Raw genomic sequence first — 17,056 nt, 5'->3', positions numbered from 1 at the left:
CGGAGTTCATAATCGCGACCATGACGAGCCCACGCAGCAGAGCGGATTTCTTTGTCGAACCCGAGCGGCACGGCCGCTTCGCCGGACCCGCGACCGGTGACGAGCGGCAGATGCTGGTCGCCTTCCTCGCGGACCACCGCGCCACTCTGGAACTCAAGTGCGCAGGTCTCGGAGCGGAGTTGGCGCGGCGGTCGGTGGAGCCGTCCACGCTCTCCCTGCTGGGGCTGGTACGGCACCTGGCGGATGTGGAGCGCCGCTGGTTCCGGCTGGTCCTGGCGGGTCAGGACGCGCCGCCGCTGTTCTCCTCGGCGGACGACCCCGACGGGGACTTCGACGGCGCCCTGGCCGAGCCGGCGGCGGTGGAGGCGGCCTGGGAGGCGTGGCGCGCCGAAGTGGCCTTCGCCGAACGCCTCGTGGCCGAGGCGCCCGATCTGGACGTCGAGGCCGTCGACGTGTGGCGCGGGAAGGTGTCACTGCGCTGGGTGCTGATCCACATGGTCGAGGAGTACGCGCGGCACAACGGGCACGCCGACCTCCTGCGCGAGCGGATAGACGGGGCCATCGGCATCGGAGGGAGCCGGCCCTCATCCCCGGCCGGCCTGTCAGGTGAAGAGGTACACGACGTCGAAGTGGACGAGGTCGCGGGCGGTGTCGAAGAGGTACCGGCCCGAGGGGATCCCGTCGTCGGCCTGGCCGGCGGCGGCGCCCCGGCCGTTCGCGTACGCGTCGAAGCCCGGGCTGTGCTGCCAGACCGCCGCGGCGGGCAGGTGCTTCTTCAGCGCGGCGGGCGGGCCGGACGGCTCGCCGGGGGCGAAGGCGTGGTCGGGTCTGCCGGTGATCGCGGCCGCGCCGCCGGGCGGCAGGTGGGCGACACCGACCACCCGGATACGGGAGTCGGGGCTCGGGATGCCCCGGTCGCCGCCCTTGTCGTCGATGTCGTAGCCGAGCCAGTGCGCGTCGGTCAGCTCGCCCAGGAACGGCCCGAGCCGCCGGTTCAGCGGCTCCAGGTCGGTACGGACCTCGGGCGGACGCGACGGCTCCGGCCACATCAGGTACGTCGTGCCCGCGCCCACCGTCAGCAGCGGGAGGCCGGCGATCAGCAGGAACCGGCGGCGGTTCGTACGTCCCCGCTGCATGTCCATGATCGCCGCCCCCGCCGCCCGTCAGTTCAGGGCGCCGATCATAGCCTTCGCCGTCGCCGCCATCGCCGTGCGGGCCGCCGTCAGGTACGGCCGGGGGTCCGCCGGGGTCAGATGGGTGCGGATGGCCTCGGTCATGGCCACGTTGAGCGCGGTGCCGATGTTGACCTTGCGGATGCCGCCCGCGACGGCCGCCGCGAGTTCGGCGTCCGGCAGGCCCGAGGAGCCGTGCAGGACGAGCGGTACGTCGACGGTCTTGGCCAGCCGGGCCAGCAGGACGTGGTCCAGGGCCGCGGTCCGGCTGGTCATCGCGTGGCTGCTGCCGACGGCGACGGCGAGGGCGTCGACCCCGGAGTCGGCGACGAACCGCCGCGCCTCGTCGGGGTCCGTACGGGCGCCGGGCGCGTGCGGGTCCAGCGGCGCGGCACCGTTCTTGCCGCCGACCTCGCCCAGCTCGGCCTCGATCCACAGCCCGTTGGCGTGGGCCCAGTCGGCCGCGGACCGGGTGGCCTCCAGGTTCTCGGCGTAAGGGAGTTGCGCGGCGTCGTACATCACCGAGCTGTATCCGGCCTCGCAGGCCTGCCGGAGCAGCTCGGGGCTCTTGACGTGGTCGAGGTGCAGGCCGACGGGGACCCCGGCGGCCTCCGCGCACGCGCCGGCCGCCCGGGAGATGGGCAGCAGCCGCCCGTCGCGGAACTTCACGGCGTTCTCGCTCAGTTGGAGGATGACCGGCAGGCCCGCCGCCTCGGCCCCGGCGACCACGGCTTCGGCGTGCTCCAGGGTGATGATGTTGAAGGCGGCGACGGCCCGGCCGGCCGCGGCCGCCTCCAGGACCAGGTCGCCGGCGCGGACGAGGCTCATCGGACCGCCTCCTCGCCGGTGGTGAGGATCACCGAGCGCGTGAGGTTGCGCGGCGCGTCCGGGTCCAGCTGCCGCTGGGCGGCCACGGCCAGGGCCAGGCGGTGTACGCGGACGAGTTCGGCGAGCGGATCGAGCTGCCCGGGCACCCACTGGGAGCCGGTGGCGCGGACCTGCTCGGCGAGCCCGTCGGGGGCCTCGTCGAGCGACCAGGTGACGGTGCCGGGCCCGGAGACGCTGATGGGCCCGTGCCGGTACTCCATCGCCGGGTAGGACTCGGCCCAGGACAGCGAGGCCTCGCGCATCTTCAGCGCGGCCTCGTGGGCGAGCCCGACGCTCCAGCCGCGGCCGAGGAAGGTGAACTGCCCCCGGCCGGCGACCTCGGCGGGCAGCGGTTCGACGAGGGCGGTGCGGGCGTCGGCGACCACGGAGGGGGTGTGCAGCCCGGCGTGGGCGCGCATCAGGGTGAGGGCGGTGGTCGCGAAACGGGTCTGCACGACGGACTGTTCGTCGGCGAAGTCGAGGACGACCAGCTCGTCGGCGGCGGTCATCACCGGGGTGGCCGGATCGCCCACGACCGCCGTCGTGGGCACGCCCGCGTCCCGCAGCCCGGCCAGCAGGTCCAGCACCTCGGTGGTGGTGCCGGACCGGGTCAGGGCGACGACCCGGTCGTAGCGGCGGTGGCGCGGGAACTCGGAGGCGGCGAAGGCGTCGGTCTCGCCCTGGCCGGCCTCCTCGCGCAGCACGGCGGCCGCCTGGGCCATGTAGTACGAGGTCCCGCAGCCGACGATCGCGGTACGCTCCCCCGGCTGCGGCAGCACCGCCCGCCGGGCCGGGGCCAGTTCGGCGGCCCGCTCCCAGCATGCGGGCTGTGTGCCCAACTCGTACGCGACGTGACTCATACAGGCTCCCTCGTGCGACAGACGGGCTGAATGGCGCTGAATGCGTTTTCCTGCAAGGTAGCGGTCTGTTTCACGCAACTTCAAGCATCCACGGCTGGAGCGGCTGAGTTAGTGTCGCCGGGTGGACCGGCGGAGACCGCCGGGAAACGCCGCGGAACCCTGCGGAACGCGGGGAAGACCGTGGAACCGTGGAACACCGTGGAACGCATGTCGCACGACACCGAAGGGGGCGGCCGATGACCCGCAAGGAGCGCTGGCAGACACTGCTGGACCTGCTCGTGGAACGGGGCGAACTGGAGGTGGAACCCGCGGCGGAGGCCCTCGGCGTGTCCGCCGCGACCATCCGCCGCGACCTCGACCAGCTCGCCGAGCAGCAGTTGCTGGTCCGCACGCGCGGCGGGGCCGTGCTGCACGGGGTCTCGTACGAACTCCCGCTGCGCTACCGCACATCGCGCCGCGCCGCCGAGAAGCAGCGGATCAGCGAGGCGGTGGCGGCCCTGATCGCCCCGGGCGAGGTGGTCGGCCTGACGGGTGGGACCACGACCACCGAGGTGGCGCGCGCCCTGGCCGGGCGCCCGGACCTGGCACAGGGCTCGCCGGCGCTCACCGTGGTGACCAACGCCCTCAACATCGCGGGAGAGCTGGTGATCCGGCCGCAGTTCAAGATCGTACTGACCGGCGGGGTGGCCCGCCCCCAGTCGTACGAGCTGACGGGCCCGCTCGCCGAGCAGGTACTGGGCCAGCTGGCGGTGGACACGGCGGTGCTCGGCGTGGACGGCTTCGACCCGGAGGACGGCGCGGCGACCCGTCACGAGGACGAGGCCTCGGTCAACCGGCTGCTGTGCGAGCGCGCCCGCCGGGTGGTCGTCGCGGCCGACTCCAGCAAACTGGGCGTCCGCGCGTTCGCCCGTATCTGCGCGACCTCGTCGGTGGACGTCCTCGTGACGGACACGGGCCTGACGGCGGCGGTCGCGCGGGAGTTCACGGCGGCCGGCGTGGAGGTCGTGCGGGTATGAGCGACCCGACCGGCGGAGCGGTGAGCGGCCCGGCGAGCGGCGGCGCGAGGGGCGCCGATCCGCTGCGCCTCACCGTCCTCGGCAGTGCGACGCCGTATCCGCGAGCGGACAACCCCTGCTCCGGCTACCTGGTGTCCGGGGGCGGCACGCGGCTCTGGATGGACGCCGGCAGCGGGACCCTGGGGCCGCTGCAGCGGTACGTCGGGCTGGGCGAGCTGGACGCCGTCTGGATCTCGCATCTGCACGCCGACCACAGCGCGGATCTCCTCACGGCGTACTACGGCCTGCTCTTCGCCGATGTCGAGCGTGCGGCGCCGCTGCCGCTGTTCGGCCCACCGGGCACCGCCGACCGGCTGGCGGGGTTCCTCACCCACGGGACGGAGCGCAGCCCGGTCGAGTCCGCCTTCGCCGTGCACGAACTGTCCGACGGGCACCGGGCGCGGGTGGGCGCGCTCACCCTCACCAGCAGGGCGGTTGCCCACGGCATGCCCGCCTTCGCCGTGCGCGTGGAGGCCGGCGGCCACTCGCTGGTCTACTCCGGGGACACGGCGCCCTGTCCCGCGCTGACGGCCCTCGCCGAGGGGTGCGACGTACTGCTCTGCGAGGCCGAGAGCGCGCGCCGGCCGGCCCCGGACGAAGGCGAACACCTGCACCACACGCCGGAGGAGGCCGGGCGGACGGCGGCGGCCGCGCGCGCCGGCCGGCTGGTCGTCACCCACGTGGGCCGCGGCCTCGGCGCGGACGAGGCGGTGGCCCGCGCATCGGCGCACTACGGCGGTCCCGTCGACCACGCCGCACCGGGGGCCGTGTTCCCGGTCGGCTGACGGGGCCGGCACCCGCGTACGGGTTCGTGTTCCCGCCGCGCCGTTCAGTGCGTCGGCAGCCGCTCCGACTCGCGGACCAGCGCCGCCAGGACGGGCGCGATCAGCGGGTGGGTCTCGCCGCCCCGGCGGGTGGCGGCGAAGACGCGGCGGGTGGCCGCCGGGCCGGTGACCGGGCGGACCTGGACCTCCTTGAGGTCCATGCCGCGCAGCGCCGAGCGCGGGACCAGGGCCACTCCGGCCCCGGCGCCCACCAGCGCCGCAACGGCCCGGAAATCGTCCGAGGAGTGCATGAACCGCGGCTGGAAGCCCGCCAGTTCGCAGGCGAGCAGCGTCACGTCGTGGCACGGGTTGCCGGGGTACTGGCCCACCCAGTCCGAGTCGGAGAGGTCGGCCAGCGACACCGCGGGCAGGTCGGCCAGCGGATGCCCCGAGGGCAGGACCGCGTCGAAGGGTTCCGCGTACAACGGGAGGACGGAGAGCCGCGCGTCGTCGGCGCCCGGGCCGCCCCGGTACTCGACGGCCAGCGCGAGGTCCGCCTCGCCGTCCAGCAGCAGCGGCAGGCTCTGGTCACCCTCCGCGTCCCGCACCCGCAGCCGGATGCCCGGCTGTTCCAGCGCGAGCCGGGCGATGGCCGGGGCGAGTACTTCCGCGATGCCCGTCGCGAAGGCGGCGACGGTGACCTCGCCCGCCGAACCGCCCGCGTACGCCGCCAGTTCCGCCTCCGCCCGCTCCAGCTGCGCGAGCACCTCGTGGGCGTGGCCGAGCAGGATCTCACCGGCCGCGGTGAGCCGTACTCCGCGCCCGCTGCGGGTGAGCAGCACGTGGCCCGTCTCCTGTTCCAGCGCCGCGAGCTGCTGGGAGACGGCGGAGGGGGTGAGGTACAGGGCTGCGGCCGCGGCGGTCACCGTACGGTGGTCCGCCACGGCCCGCAGGATGCGCAGCCGGCGGGGGTCGATCACCCCACCATTGTCTCAGGGTGCGCAGACCCCTCCGACCTCACGTTCCCCTCAGGCCCCGGCGGTCCCGAGGGCGGCGCGGGCGTCGATGAAGGCGGCCACCGCGCGCTCCACGTCGGCCGTCGAGTGGGCCGCGGAGAGCTGGACGCGGATGCGCGCCGCGCCCATCGGCACCACCGGGTAGGAGAAGCCGATCACGTACACGCCGCGCTCCAGGAGCAGCTCCGCCATCCTGGCCGCCTCGGCCGCGTCGCCGATCATGACGGGGGCGATGGCGTGGTCGCCGGGCAGCACCTCGAAGCCTGCCTCGGTCATCTTCGTACGGAAGAGCGCGGTGTTGGCCGCGAGGTGTTCGCGCAGGTCGCCGGCGGACTCCAGCAGGTCGAGGACCTTGAGGGAGGCGGCCGCGATGACGGGGGCGAGGGAGTTGGAGAAGAGGTACGGGCGCGAGCGCTGGCGCAGCAGCTCCACGATCTCGGCGCGGGCCGCGACATAACCGCCGGAGGCGCCGCCGAGGGCCTTGCCGAGGGTGCCGGTGATGATGTCGACGCGGTCCATGACGCCGTGCAGCTCGGGGGTGCCGCGGCCGCCGGGGCCGACGAAGCCGACGGCGTGCGAGTCGTCGACCATGACCATGGCGTCGTAGCGGTCGGCCAGGTCGCAGATCTCCGCGAGCGGGGCGACGTAGCCGTCCATGGAGAAGACGCCGTCGGTGACGATCAGCTTGCGGCGGGCGCCGCCCTCGGTGGCTTCCTTCAGGCGGGCCTCGAGCTCGGCCAGGTCGCGGTTGGCGTAGCGGAAGCGGCGGGCCTTGGAGAGGCGGATGCCGTCGATGATAGAGGCGTGGTTGAGGGCGTCGGAGATGACCGCGTCCTCGGCGCCGAGCAGGGTCTCGAAGACGCCGCCGTTGGCGTCGAAGCAGGAGGAGTAGAGGATCGTGTCCTCCTGGCCGAGGAAGGCGGAGAGCCGCGCCTCCAGCTCCTTGTGCACCTCCTGGGTGCCGCAGATGAAGCGGACGGAGGCCATTCCGTAGCCCCAGCGGTCCAGCGCGTCCTTCGCGGCGGCGACGACCTCGGGGTGGTCGGCCAGCCCCAGGTAGTTGTTGGCGCAGAAGTTGAGCACCTCGCCGGCGGCCCCGCCCGAGGTGACGGCGACGGCCGCGTTCTGCGGGGTGCCGATGACGCGCTCGGGCTTGTGCAGGCCGGCGGCGCGGATCTCGTCGAGGGTGGAGCGCAGGTCCTCGCGGACGGTCTCGAACATGGTGCGGTTCTCCTTGTGCGGCGGAGGGCGACGAGGGAGGGGGCCGGGCCCCGCGGAGGGGGGAGGGTGTGCGGGGCCCGGCCCGAGGGAGATGGTTCGGTGGGGGTGACGGCCGGCCTGGCGGGGCCGGTGCGGCGGGTGGTTACGCCGTCCAGTCCAGGATGATCTTGCCGCTGCGGGCGGTCGACGCCTCGTCGAAGGCGGCTTCGAAGTCGCGGTGCGAGTAGCGGCCGGTGATGACCGGGCTGAGGTCGAGCCCGCCCTCCAGCAGCACGGTCATCGCGTACCAGGTCTCGAACATCTCACGGCCGTAGATGCCCTTGATCGTGATCATCGAGGTGACCACCTTCGCCCAGTCCACCGGGAACTCCTGGGCGGGCAGGCCCAGCATGGCGATGCGGCCGCCGTGCGTCATGTTGTCGATCATGTCGCGCATGGCCTCGGCGCGGCCGGACATCTCCAGGCCGATGTCGAAGCCCTCGCGCAGGCCGAGCTTGGTCTGCGCCTCGGCGATCGAGGACTCGGCGACGTTGACGGCGAGGGTGGCGCCCGCCTTGCGGGCGATCTCCAGGCGCTCGGGGCTGACGTCGGTGATGACCACGTTGCGCGCACCGGCGTGCCGGGCCACGGCCGCCGCCATGATCCCGATCGGTCCGGCGCCGGTGATCAGTACGTCCTCGCCGACCAGCGGGAAGGACAGCGCCGTGTGCACGGCGTTGCCGAAGGGGTCGAAGATCGCGGCGACGTCCAGGTCCACGGCGGTGCGGTGCACCCACACGTTCTGGGCGGGCAGGACCACGTACTCGGCGAAGGCGCCGTCGCGGCCGACCCCGAGGCCGATCGTGCTGCGGCACAGGTGGCGGCGGCCTGCCAGGCAGTTGCGGCACTTGCCGCACACCAGGTGGCCCTCGCCGCTGACCAGCGCGCCGATCTCGATGTCCTGGACGTCCGCGCCCAGCGCCGCGACCTCGCCGACGAACTCGTGGCCGAGGACCAGGGGGGTCTTGACGGCGCCCTGCGCCCAGCCGTCCCAGGCGCGGATGTGCAGGTCGGTTCCGCAGATGCCGGTGCGCAGCACCTTGATCAGCACGTCGCCGGCGCCGTACTCGGGCTCGGGGACGTCCATGAGCCACAGGCCGGGTTCTGCCTTGTGCTTGACGAGTGCCTTCATGGGGTGGCTCCAGGCATGCGGAAGGGTACGCCGCGGGCGGATGAGCCCGAACGGCGGCGGTGACGTGCACCAATCTGCCGATCGGCGCGGTGATCAGTCCATCGAGACTTTCTTAAGCGGGTCGACAGCGCAGCTTCACGCCTATGCTCCTCCCGTGACGGGGAAGGGGCTCGCGCTGGCGACGGCGCGGGGGAAAAGGGGAGGTGAGGGGCGTGCCGAGTCTGCGCAGCAGAGCGCTGTCGGCGGCGCTGACCGCGGCGGGACGGCGAAGACGCTACGCGAGCGCGGAGGCGGTCCGGGCCCGGGTCGCGGAGTCCGCCCGGCGGCCCGCCTCCCATCTGCCGCCGCGCCGGCTGGGGCGGGTCGCCGACATCTCGCGGACCTTCGTCGGAGCCTGGCCGGTGTACGACGTCTCCCCGCTCGGGACGGAGCCCGCGGCCCACGTGCTGTACGTGCACGGCGGCGGCTACGTCCATGAGCTGGAGCGCCCGCACTGGGCGCTGATCCGGACCCTGGTCACGCAGGCGCGGGCGCGGGTCGTCGTACCGGCGTACATCCTCGCGCCGCGCGGTACCGCCGACCGGACCGTCCCGGTCGCCGCCGACCTGCTGAGCGGTCTGATCGCGAGCGGCGGCTCCGGCGGGACGGTGCTGATCGGGGACTCGGCCGGGGCGGGGCTGGCGCTCGCGGCCGCTCAGCGGCTGCGCGACCGCACCGGGGACCAGCCTTCCCGGATCGTGCTGATCTCGCCCTGGCTGGACCTGAGCATGAGCCATCCCGACCAGGCGGCCATCGGGGCGGCCGATCCGCTGCTGGCCGTTCCGGGACTCCTGGAGGCCGGGCGGTTGTACGCCGGGACCCTGGCCGCGGACGATCCGCGGGTGAGCCCGCTGCACGGCGGCTTCGCCGGGCTGGCCCCGATGACGGTGTTCACCGGGACCCGGGACGTACTGACCACGGACAGCCGGGAGCTGCTGCGCCGGGCCCGCGCGGACGGGGCCGAGGTGGAGTTCCACGAGGCGGCGGGGCTGCCGCACGGGTACCCGCTGCTGCCCGTGCCGGAGGGCCGGGCGGCGCGCGAGCGGATCGTCGAGCTGATCAGGTCCGCGGCGGAGCTCTGAGGGCACGGCGGTGACGGCTGCCGCCGCTACGCCGTGCAGGTCATCAGTGAGCTGATCGGCCAGGCGCGGTACGCCGTCCAGTACGCCTCGTCGCGTACGGCGTCGGCGGGCGGGGTCCGGTTCGGCTGCCAGCCGACGGTGACGAAGCCCGCCTCGACGGCGGCCTCGGCGAGGTCGGCGTGGGCCCACTCGCGGAATTCGAAGGGCACCGGCGGCTCGGTCAGGAAATGCGCCTTGAGCAGCGGCGCGTCGCCGTCCCGGACCCGGTCGAGGATGCGCACCCCGTACGGCGACCAGTCCACGCGCGGGAACGCCCCCGCGTTCGGGACGATGGCGAGCAGCTTTCCGCCCGCGCGCAGATGGGCGCGGACGGAGCGGAACATCGCGTGCAGGGATCTGCGGTCGGGCGCGTAGCTGAAGACGTACGCGGCGGTCGCGAGGTCGAAGGGGCCCAGGTGGGGCAGGCCGGCGGCGTCGGCGACGTGGTACTCGACGTCGGGCCGGTCCTTGGTCGCCTCGTGCTCGCGGGCCCGCCGGATCATCTCCTCGGAGACGTCGACGCCGACGGTCCGGCGGGCGCCGCCGCGGGCGAGCAGCCGGGTGTTGTATCCGTATCCGCAGGCCAGGTCGAGGGCGTCGAGCCCGCGCACCCCGCCGAGGGCGTCGAGGGCTCCGTGCAGGGTGTAGGTGTCGGCCGCGGAGAAGGCCGCCGTGCTCGTGGACTCCGCGTAGCGCTCGCCGATGGTGTCGTACTGGAACCGCATGCTCTGCCTTCCGGGGGCCGACCGGGGGTGGGACGCCTGCGTATCGTGCCCCGCGGCGCCGTCCCGGGGGTGTCCCGCACACCCGTGCGTCCCCCGGACGAGGGAAGCGGTCGGCCTATCGGCCGGAGCGGGGCCCCGACCGGCCGGGATGCAGGGCCCGCGGCCGAAGGCGCATCCTGGCTGTGTGATGGCGAGAGCGGACGGCGTCGGCGCCGCCTCTGACACCACGGATGCCCCTGATGCGACGGCCCGGGTGCTCGCACGGGCCGCCGTGAACGCGATGGAGGCCGTCGGTGGGTACGCGGCCGGCGTCTACCTGCGCTCCCCCACCACCGGGCTGCTCCTGATGGCCGTGTTCACCGGGCTGCCGCTGCAGCTGTTCCGGCCGTGGTGGCGGATGCAGGTGTACCGCCCGTACCCGGTCGCCGAGGCCTACCGTTCCGGGCAGGCCGTGCACCTGCCCGACGCGGAGTCGGCCATGAGCCGCTTCCCGCAGCTGATGGCCGGGCTGCCGTTCCCCTTCGGCTCGCTGTACGAGCCGGTGACGGCCGGGACGGAACGGTTCGGCGTGCTGGTGGTGCTGCGCGAGGCGACCCCGGGGATCCCGGTCGGGGCCGCGGACCGCGAACGGCTTCGGCTGGCCGCGGAGCGGCTGGCCGCCGACCTCACCGCGGTCATGGCGGCCGGGGGGTCGGTGCTGTGGGAGGGCGACCCGGTGGGCGTGCCGGCGCCGCCGCCCGAGGCCGGGGCCGAGGGCGCCCGCAGGGCCGCGGACCGGCTCGCACAGGCGATGATCTCCTTGGACCGGGAGGGCCGGATCGGCTACGTGAACACCGCGGCGGAGGAGCTGCTCGGTCTCGACGGGCCCCGTCTGCGGGGGCGGCTGCTGTGGGAGGCGCTGCCGTGGCTCGGGCATTCCGCCTACGAGGACCACTTCCGGGCCGGTTTCATGTCCGGCGAGCCGGTGCACTTCTCCGCCCGGCGTGGCCGGCACCCGCCCGGGCAGTGGCTGTCGGTTGACCTGTACCCCGCGGCGGACGGCGTGACCCTGACGCTGAACACCTCGGCGAAACCGGCCTACGCGCCCGAGTCACGGGCCCGGCGCGGGCCGGACGCCGCCGTGGAGGCGCACGCGGACGCGAACACGGACACGGATCCGGGCATGGACACGGCCACCGGTCTCGACGCGTCCGCCGACGAGGCCTCCGCGCTGTACCGGCCGGTGGCCCTCGCCATCGCGCTGACGGAGGCGATCACGGCCCGGCAGGTGTCGGCCGTGGTCACCGAGGAGCTGCTGCCCGCCTTCGGCGGCCGCCAGCTGGCCATCTACCTGCTGGACGAGCGGCATCTGCACCTGGCCTGGGAGACCGGTTTCCCCCAGGGCTTCCTCAACCGGTTCGACGGGGTCTCCCTCGATGTGCGGCTGCCGGGCGTGGAGACGCTGACCACGGGCCGGCCGATGTTCTTCGAGTCGATGCAGCACCTGGCCGCCGCCTATCCGGGCATTCCGCTGGACGCCGATGTCGGCGCCCGCGCCTTCCTGCCGCTGATCGCCTCCGGGCGGCCGGTCGGCTCGTGCATCCTCGGCTTCGACGCGCCCCGCGGCTTCAGCCCGGAGGAGCGTACGGTGCTCACGGCGCTGGCCGGCCTGATCGCACAGGCCCTCGCGCGCGCCCGGCGCTACGACAGCGAGGTGGAGGTCGCCCGCGGTCTGCAGTCGGCCCTGCTGCCCCACCGGCTGCCGGTGCGCGAGCATGTGGACACCGTCGGCCGCTACCTCCCCGGCACCCTGGGCATGGACGTCGGCGGCGACTGGTACGACGTCGTCGAGACGGGCTCCGGCCTGCTGGCCCTGGTCATCGGGGACGTCCAGGGCCACGGTGTGGCGGCCGCGGCGACCATGGGCCAGCTGCGCAGTGCGGTACGGGCCTTCGCGCTCAGCGGCAGCACCCCCGAGCAGGTGGTGAGCGGCACCAACCGGCTGCTCATCGACCTGGATCCGGGCCAGTTCGCGAGCTGCTGCTACATGCTGCTCGACCCGGCGTCGGGCGCCGTGACGGCCGCCCGGGCCGGGCACCCGCAGCCGCTGCTGCGCCATCCGGACGGCCGGACCGAGGTGCTGGACCTGGCGGGCGGGGTGGTGATCGGCATCGACCCGGAGGCCTCGTACCCGGTCACGGAGCTGCGGCTGACGACGGGGTCGGTGCTCGCCCTCTACACGGACGGGCTGGTGGAGAAGCCGGGCCTCGACATCGACGCCGGGGTGGAGCGCCTGCGGAGGGCCTTGCAGGCGGCCCGGCCGGCCCCGCTGACCGAGACCGCCGACCGGCTGATCGGCGAGGCGGGCGACAGTGCCGACCGGCCGGACGACATCGCCCTGCTGCTGGCCTGCCGTACCGGCGGGGACCCCTAGGAGGTGTCCGGCGGGTCAGGCCGGGCTCGCCAGGGTGAGCGCGCTGTTCACCAGGCCGACGTGGCTGAACGCCTGCGGGAAGTTGCCCAGTTGGCGTCCGGCGAGCGGGTCGTACTCCTCGGCGAGCAGGCCCACGTCGTTGCGTACGGTCAGCAGCCGCTCGAACAGGGCGCGGGCCTCCTTGCGCCGGCCCGTCATGTGCAGGGCGTCGGTCAGCCAGAACGAGCAGGCCAGGAAGGCTCCTTCGTCGCCGGGCAGTCCGTCGACGGTGGAGTCCGCGGTGCTGTAGCGGCGGACCAGTCCGCTGCTGCCGAGTTCGGCGCGCACCGCGTCGACCGTGCCGATGACCCGGGGGTCGTCGGGCGGCAGGAAGCCGACCCTGGGGATGAGCAGGGTCGCCGCGTCGAGCTCCGCGGAGCCGTAGTACTGGGTGAAGGTGCCCCGCTCGGGGTCGTAGCCGTTGGCGCACACGTCGCGGTGCACCTCGTCGCGCATGGTCCGCCAGCGTTCCACCTCGCCGTCCAGCGAGGGGTCGCTCTCCAGGGTGCGGACGGCCCGGTCGGCCGCGACCCACGCCATCACCTTGGAGTGCACGAAGTGGCGGCGGGGGCCGCGGACCTCCCACAGGCCCTCGTCGGGCCGGTGCCAGTTGCGTTCGAGGAAGTCGAGCAGCGCGAGCTGGATCCGCCAGGCGTGGCGTTCGGAGGGCAGCCCGGCGGACCTGGCCAGGTAGAGGGAGTCGATGACCTCCCCGTACACGTCGAGCTGGAGCTGGTCGACGGCGGCGTTCCCGACGCGGACCGGGGCGGAGGCGTCGTAGCCGCGCAGCCAGGGCAGTTCGCTCTCGGGGATCCGTCGCTCGCCGCCGATCCCGTACATGATCTGGAGGTCGGCGGGGTCGCCCGCGACCGCGCGCAGCAGCCACTCGCGCCAGGCGCGGGCCTCGTCGAGGAAGCCGGTGGACAGCAGCGAGCCGAGGGTGAGGGTGGAGTCGCGGAGCCAGCAGTAGCGGTAGTCCCAGTTGCGGACGCCGCCGAGTTCCTCGGGGAGGGAGGTGGTGGCCGCGGCGGCGATGCCGCCGGTCGGGGCGTAGGTGAGGGCCTTGAGGGTGATCAGGGAGCGGGTGACCGCCTCCTGGTAGGGGCCCTCGTAGCGGCATTGCGAGGTCCATTCCGCCCAGTCCGCGAGGCTCTGGTCCAGCGCGTCGAAGGGGTCGCAGGGCTCGGGGCGCGGCTGGTGCGAGGGGTGCCAGGTCAGGACGAAGGCGACGCGGCGGCCGGCGGTGACCGGGAACTGGGAGCAGGTGCTGTTCGCCTCGCCCCAGGTGCGGACCGGGGGTTCGCTGCGGAACCAGGCGGAGTCGGGGCCGGCGACGGCGACCCGGTCGCCGTCGCTGCGGCGCACCCAGGGCACGACGTGACCGTAGTCGAAGCGCAGGCGCAGCGTGCTGCGCATCCGGACCGTGCCGCTGATGCCCTCGACGATGCGGATGACGTCGGGGGCGACCTCGCGCTGGGGCATGAAGTCGGTGACTTTGACGGTCCCGGTCTCGGTCTCCCAGTACGACTCCAGGATCAGTGAGCCGTCGATGTAGGCACGGCGGGTGCAGGGCTCGCCGTCGGCGGCGTCGAGAGGTGCGACACGCCAGTGGCCGTTGTCCTCTTCGCCGAGGAGCTTGGCGAAGCAGGCCGCCGAGTCGAAGCGCGGCAGGCACAGCCAGTCGATGGACCCGTCACGGCCGACCAGCGCGCTGGTCATCAGGTCGCCGATGAGTGCGTAGTCTTCGATGGGTTGTGTCATTTGTGCGCTATTCCCCTGAATGCCCGGGGCCAATCAGGGCAGGCCCCGGGCAGGATCCGATCAGGAGATCGTGACGAACTGGCCGATGCTCGGTACGCCCTGGGCGTCGAGGGCGAAGAGCATGTAGGTCCCCGGCAGGACCACACCGGTGTCGGCGGGGACGGACACGTGGTACGTGCCGCCTCCGGCGGCCGTGGACACCACGGGAACCCGGCGCTGGTCGTTGTCGGTGGAGTGGGTCGCGGCGGCGGCCCGCATCAGGACGAAGGACGCCACCGAGCCCTGGGTGCTCACCGTGAGCGAGGCGCCGGGCGCCGCCCGGGGAGGCACGCCCGCGGTGATGGCGGGCCGCGGCTTCGGGGAACCGTCCGCATTGAGCAGGTACGGCGGCGTGAAGATCGCACCGTCGGCGTGGTTGGTCGCGCAGTCGCCGCACAGACCGCCGCCGCCGGAGAAGATCCGGCCGTCCGGCAGCAGGTTGGCCACGCTGTGGTAGTTGCGCGGGACGGCCATGGTGGCGAGCGGGGTGAAGGCGCCGGTCGCCGGGTCCCACAGTTCGGGGGTCAGGACGGAGGTGGCGTCGCTGAACGGCACCGGATAGGCCTGACCGCCGAAGACGGCCACCTTTCCGTCGGGCAGGACCACGCTGTTGCCGAAGGCGCGGGCGTGCGCCATGTCGCCCGTGCGGGCGGCCTGCACCTGGCTGCCCGAGATGCCCACGGTGTAGGCGCGCTGGGTGGCGGGGGTGTCCTGGTAGGCGGGCGAGCCGCCCAGGGTGAGCAGTTTGCCGATGTCGTAGGCGACGGCGTTGCCGGTCATGGCGTCCTGGCTGTCGGCCCGGGGGCCGGCTGAGGTGATGCCGCCCTGCCCGCCGGTGGTGATCCAGTTCATCTGCTTGCTCGGGCCCAGCTGCAGTACCTTGCCGCCCGAAGTGGCGTGCAGCCACATGTGGTTGTCGGCGCGGTAGGGGCCGGCCGGGTCGGCCGTGAGCGCCGGGGCGGCGGGGACGCCGGGCAGGCTGCGCCAGGTGCGGGTGTCCGGGGACCAGACCTCGCCGGCCTTGTCGGTGCCCGCCGGTCCGCTCCAGGATCCGCCGAGGACGAAGGCCTCGCCGGTGGAGAGCAGGGTCATGGCCTGGTACCCGCGGGCGATGTTCATGCTCGCGGTGGCGGACCAGCTGTCGGTGGCCGGGTCGTAGATGCTCGCCTTCTCCGCGTTGCTGCCGCCGGTGACCAGGACCCGGCCGTCGGCCAGCATGGCGATGCCGGGACAGAACATGTCGTGTCCGGTGTTGTCGATGCGGCGCTGGGTGACCTTGCCCGTCTTCAGGTCCAGGATCGCGGTCTGCGTGTAGCCGTTGCTGCCGCCGAAGCGGTCGACGGCGTACGCGGACCAGGCCAGCAGCTTGTCGCCGGGCAGGGCGGCGGTGGCCACCGGCACCAGCGGGAAGCCGGTGACCCGGCCCCAGGAGCCGTGGACGGCCGGGTTGGCCGGACCGCTCAGGCGGATCTCGCCCGCGGAGGTCCACGGCCCGCGGCCGCCGGCCTCGCTCGTCGCGGTCAGCCGGACGTAGCGGGCGGACACGGCGCGCGTGAAGGTCGCGGTCTTGACGGTGCCGTCGTCCCGCCAGGTGCCCGCGGCCACCGCCGTGCCGAAGGTGACGCCGTCGGTGCTGGTGGCGATGGTGTACGCGCCCGCGCGTCCGTTGGGGCCGTCGGGGCGGGGATGGTAGACGAGGGCGGAGACGGCCTCGGTGCGGTGCATGTCGATGGTGATGCTGTGCGGCAGCGGGGTGGCGGTCGGCGCCCACTTGCTGTGCCAGATGGTCCTGTCGTTGCCGTCGAGGACGTTGGCCGCGCGGCCGTTCTCGCTGCCCGTCTCCTCGTCGCTCGCCGCGGCCGTCCATCCGGCGCGGGACAGGTCGACGGTGGCCGCAGGGGTGCCGGGGTCGCCGAGCAGGTCGATCTCGGAGGCGGAGGACCAGGGTCCGCGGCCGCCGGCCTCGCTGGTCGCGGTCAGCCGGACGAACCGGGCGCCCTGGGGGGCGAATCCGAGGGTCTTGGGACTGGCGTCGTCCGCGAGCGTGCCGGTGGCGACCGGGGTCGCCCAGTTCAGCCCGTCGGTGCTGAGGCTGATGCTGTACTCACCGACGCGCCCGTTGGCCCCGTCGGCGCGGGGCCGGTAGACGAGGGCGGAGACGACCTCCGTGCGGTGCATGTCGATGGTGATGACGTGCGGCAGCGGGGTGGGGGCGGGAGCCCACTTGCTGTGCCAGATGGTGGCGGTGTTCCCGTCGAGGACGTTGGCCGCGCGGCCGTTCTCGCGGCCCGTCTCCTCGTCGCCGGCCGTGGCCGTCCATCCGGCCCGGTCGAGGGTCGGAGCCATCGGCTCCATCGCGTTCGCCGGGGCGATGCCGTGGTGCGGTGACTGTTTCGCCGTCTCCTGGCCGACCGGCACGGATCCGGGACGGGGAGCCGGGGCGCGACCGGCCGCCGCCGTGCTCGTGACCCCGATCCAGGGGGTCAGGCCGATCAGCAGCGAGCCGAGGCCGAAAGCGATGAGCAGGTGGGAGCGGCGTATCGCGCGGTGAAAGGCGAGGAAGCGCCTGGACTGCAATCTGACCTCCTGGGGCGAGCCGGTGTGCCCCGAAGAACATAGGTGAGCGGCACATGAACTCGCCTGGAGTCAAAGAGAGTTGGCGCAAATCCTCGCAAGGGCCGATCGAGCGGGTCGTGGGCTTCGACGAGGCGGCAGCGCGCTGACCGGTTTCGGCCGGGCCTCCCCCGCCGGGACGGCGGTGACCGATCCGTTCCACGGCTGGTCCACGGCGGA

13 protein-coding genes and 1 pseudogene are annotated in these 17,056 nt (G+C 73.8%); 5 read left to right on the top strand and 9 right to left on the bottom strand.

What is annotated here, in order from left to right:
• Positions 1-20: 20 nt before the first annotated feature.
• Positions 21-569 (top strand): annotated as a pseudogene (locus Sspor_RS36550) (DinB family protein); the annotation flags it as partial.
• Positions 570-602: 33 nt separating this feature from the next.
• Here Sspor_RS36550 and Sspor_RS36545 read toward each other — a convergent pair.
• The 3 genes from Sspor_RS36545 to Sspor_RS36535 are packed head-to-tail and all read right to left on the bottom strand — an operon-like array spanning position 603 to position 2,899.
• Positions 603-1,142: a hypothetical protein gene (locus Sspor_RS36545; protein ID WP_202202935.1), complete on the bottom strand. Its 540-nt coding sequence runs from the start codon at positions 1,140-1,142 to the stop codon at positions 603-605.
• Between the two features lie 21 nt (positions 1,143-1,163).
• Positions 1,164-2,000, bottom strand: coding sequence for a class II fructose-bisphosphate aldolase (locus Sspor_RS36540; protein ID WP_202202934.1), 837 nt, complete (start codon positions 1,998-2,000; stop codon positions 1,164-1,166).
• Positions 1,997-2,899: an SIS domain-containing protein gene (locus Sspor_RS36535; RefSeq protein ID WP_202202933.1), complete on the bottom strand. Its 903-nt coding sequence runs from the start codon at positions 2,897-2,899 to the stop codon at positions 1,997-1,999. Before Sspor_RS36535 ends, Sspor_RS36540 begins: the two co-directional genes overlap by 4 nt.
• A 236-nt stretch (positions 2,900-3,135) precedes the next feature.
• On the opposite strand from Sspor_RS36535, the gene Sspor_RS36530 reads away from it, so the two are divergent.
• The gene (locus Sspor_RS36530; RefSeq protein ID WP_202202932.1) at positions 3,136-3,915 is read left to right on the top strand and encodes a DeoR/GlpR family DNA-binding transcription regulator; all 780 of its coding nucleotides are present in this window, start codon (positions 3,136-3,138) and stop codon (positions 3,913-3,915) included.
• On the top strand, positions 3,912-4,739 hold the full coding sequence (locus Sspor_RS36525; RefSeq protein ID WP_202202931.1) for an MBL fold metallo-hydrolase: 828 nt from the start codon (positions 3,912-3,914) through the stop codon (positions 4,737-4,739). Before Sspor_RS36530 ends, Sspor_RS36525 begins: the two co-directional genes overlap by 4 nt.
• 44 nt (positions 4,740-4,783) lie before the next feature.
• On the opposite strand, the gene Sspor_RS36520 is transcribed toward Sspor_RS36525, so the two are convergent.
• The 3 genes from Sspor_RS36520 to tdh form a co-directional block, all read right to left on the bottom strand.
• Positions 4,784-5,698, bottom strand: a complete 915-nt coding sequence (locus Sspor_RS36520; RefSeq protein ID WP_202202930.1) for a LysR family transcriptional regulator — start codon at positions 5,696-5,698, stop codon at positions 4,784-4,786.
• 48 nt (positions 5,699-5,746) lie between these two features.
• Entirely contained in the window at positions 5,747-6,955 is a 1,209-nt protein-coding gene (locus Sspor_RS36515) for a glycine C-acetyltransferase (RefSeq protein WP_033214013.1), read from the bottom strand.
• A gap of 142 nt (positions 6,956-7,097) precedes the next feature.
• Positions 7,098-8,126, bottom strand: a complete 1,029-nt coding sequence (tdh, locus tag Sspor_RS36510) for an L-threonine 3-dehydrogenase (RefSeq protein ID WP_202202929.1) — start codon at positions 8,124-8,126, stop codon at positions 7,098-7,100.
• Between the two features lie 212 nt (positions 8,127-8,338).
• Between tdh and Sspor_RS36505 the strand changes: the two genes are divergently transcribed.
• Positions 8,339-9,247 (top strand): alpha/beta hydrolase fold domain-containing protein, encoded by a 909-nt coding sequence (locus Sspor_RS36505; RefSeq protein WP_237404185.1) that lies wholly within the window; start codon positions 8,339-8,341, stop codon positions 9,245-9,247.
• Positions 9,248-9,273: 26 nt separating this feature from the next.
• Here Sspor_RS36505 and Sspor_RS36500 read toward each other — a convergent pair whose 3' ends face one another.
• Positions 9,274-10,011 (bottom strand): class I SAM-dependent methyltransferase, encoded by a 738-nt coding sequence (locus Sspor_RS36500; protein WP_202202927.1) that lies wholly within the window; start codon positions 10,009-10,011, stop codon positions 9,274-9,276.
• Positions 10,012-10,198: 187 nt separating this feature from the next.
• Here Sspor_RS36500 and Sspor_RS36495 point away from each other — a divergent pair, with 187 nt between their 5' ends.
• On the top strand, positions 10,199-12,424 hold the full coding sequence (locus tag Sspor_RS36495) for a SpoIIE family protein phosphatase (protein WP_237404440.1): 2,226 nt from the start codon (positions 10,199-10,201) through the stop codon (positions 12,422-12,424).
• A 15-nt stretch (positions 12,425-12,439) separates the two neighbouring features.
• Here Sspor_RS36495 and Sspor_RS36490 read toward each other — a convergent pair whose 3' ends face one another.
• Entirely contained in the window at positions 12,440-14,224 is a 1,785-nt protein-coding gene (locus tag Sspor_RS36490) for a glycoside hydrolase family 15 protein (protein ID WP_202202925.1), read from the bottom strand.
• A gap of 60 nt (positions 14,225-14,284) precedes the next feature.
• Positions 14,285-16,840 carry a galactose oxidase family protein gene (locus Sspor_RS41205; protein WP_272934858.1) on the bottom strand — a complete coding sequence of 852 codons (2,556 nt, stop codon included), beginning with the start codon at positions 16,838-16,840 and terminating at the stop codon, positions 14,285-14,287.
• Between the last annotated feature and the right edge of the window lie 216 nt (positions 16,841-17,056).

The organism is Streptomyces spororaveus, assembly GCF_016755875.1.
GTDB classification, from domain to species: domain Bacteria; phylum Actinomycetota; class Actinomycetes; order Streptomycetales; family Streptomycetaceae; genus Streptomyces; species Streptomyces spororaveus.
Note: the sequence above shows the minus strand (reverse complement) of the source record. Positions and strands in the feature narration are given on the sequence as shown.

Excerpts from the sequence above, each read along its gene's own strand:
- Sspor_RS36525 (WP_202202931.1), top strand. The coding sequence starts at position 3,912 with ATGAGCGACCCGACCGGCGGAGCGGTGAGCGGCCCGGCGAGCGGCGGC.
- Sspor_RS36535 (WP_202202933.1), bottom strand. The coding sequence starts at position 2,899 with ATGAGTCACGTCGCGTACGAGTTGGGCACACAGCCCGCATGCTGGGAG.
- tdh (WP_202202929.1), bottom strand. The coding sequence starts at position 8,126 with ATGAAGGCACTCGTCAAGCACAAGGCAGAACCCGGCCTGTGGCTCATG.
- Sspor_RS36500 (WP_202202927.1), bottom strand. The coding sequence starts at position 10,011 with ATGCGGTTCCAGTACGACACCATCGGCGAGCGCTACGCGGAGTCCACG.
- Sspor_RS36515 (WP_033214013.1), bottom strand. The coding sequence starts at position 6,955 with ATGTTCGAGACCGTCCGCGAGGACCTGCGCTCCACCCTCGACGAGATC.
- Sspor_RS36545 (WP_202202935.1), bottom strand. The coding sequence starts at position 1,142 with ATGGACATGCAGCGGGGACGTACGAACCGCCGCCGGTTCCTGCTGATC.
- Sspor_RS36530 (WP_202202932.1), top strand. The coding sequence starts at position 3,136 with ATGACCCGCAAGGAGCGCTGGCAGACACTGCTGGACCTGCTCGTGGAA.
- Sspor_RS36540 (WP_202202934.1), bottom strand. The coding sequence starts at position 2,000 with ATGAGCCTCGTCCGCGCCGGCGACCTGGTCCTGGAGGCGGCCGCGGCC.
- Sspor_RS36495 (WP_237404440.1), top strand. The coding sequence starts at position 10,199 with ATGGCGAGAGCGGACGGCGTCGGCGCCGCCTCTGACACCACGGATGCC.
- Sspor_RS36490 (WP_202202925.1), bottom strand. The coding sequence starts at position 14,224 with ATGACACAACCCATCGAAGACTACGCACTCATCGGCGACCTGATGACC.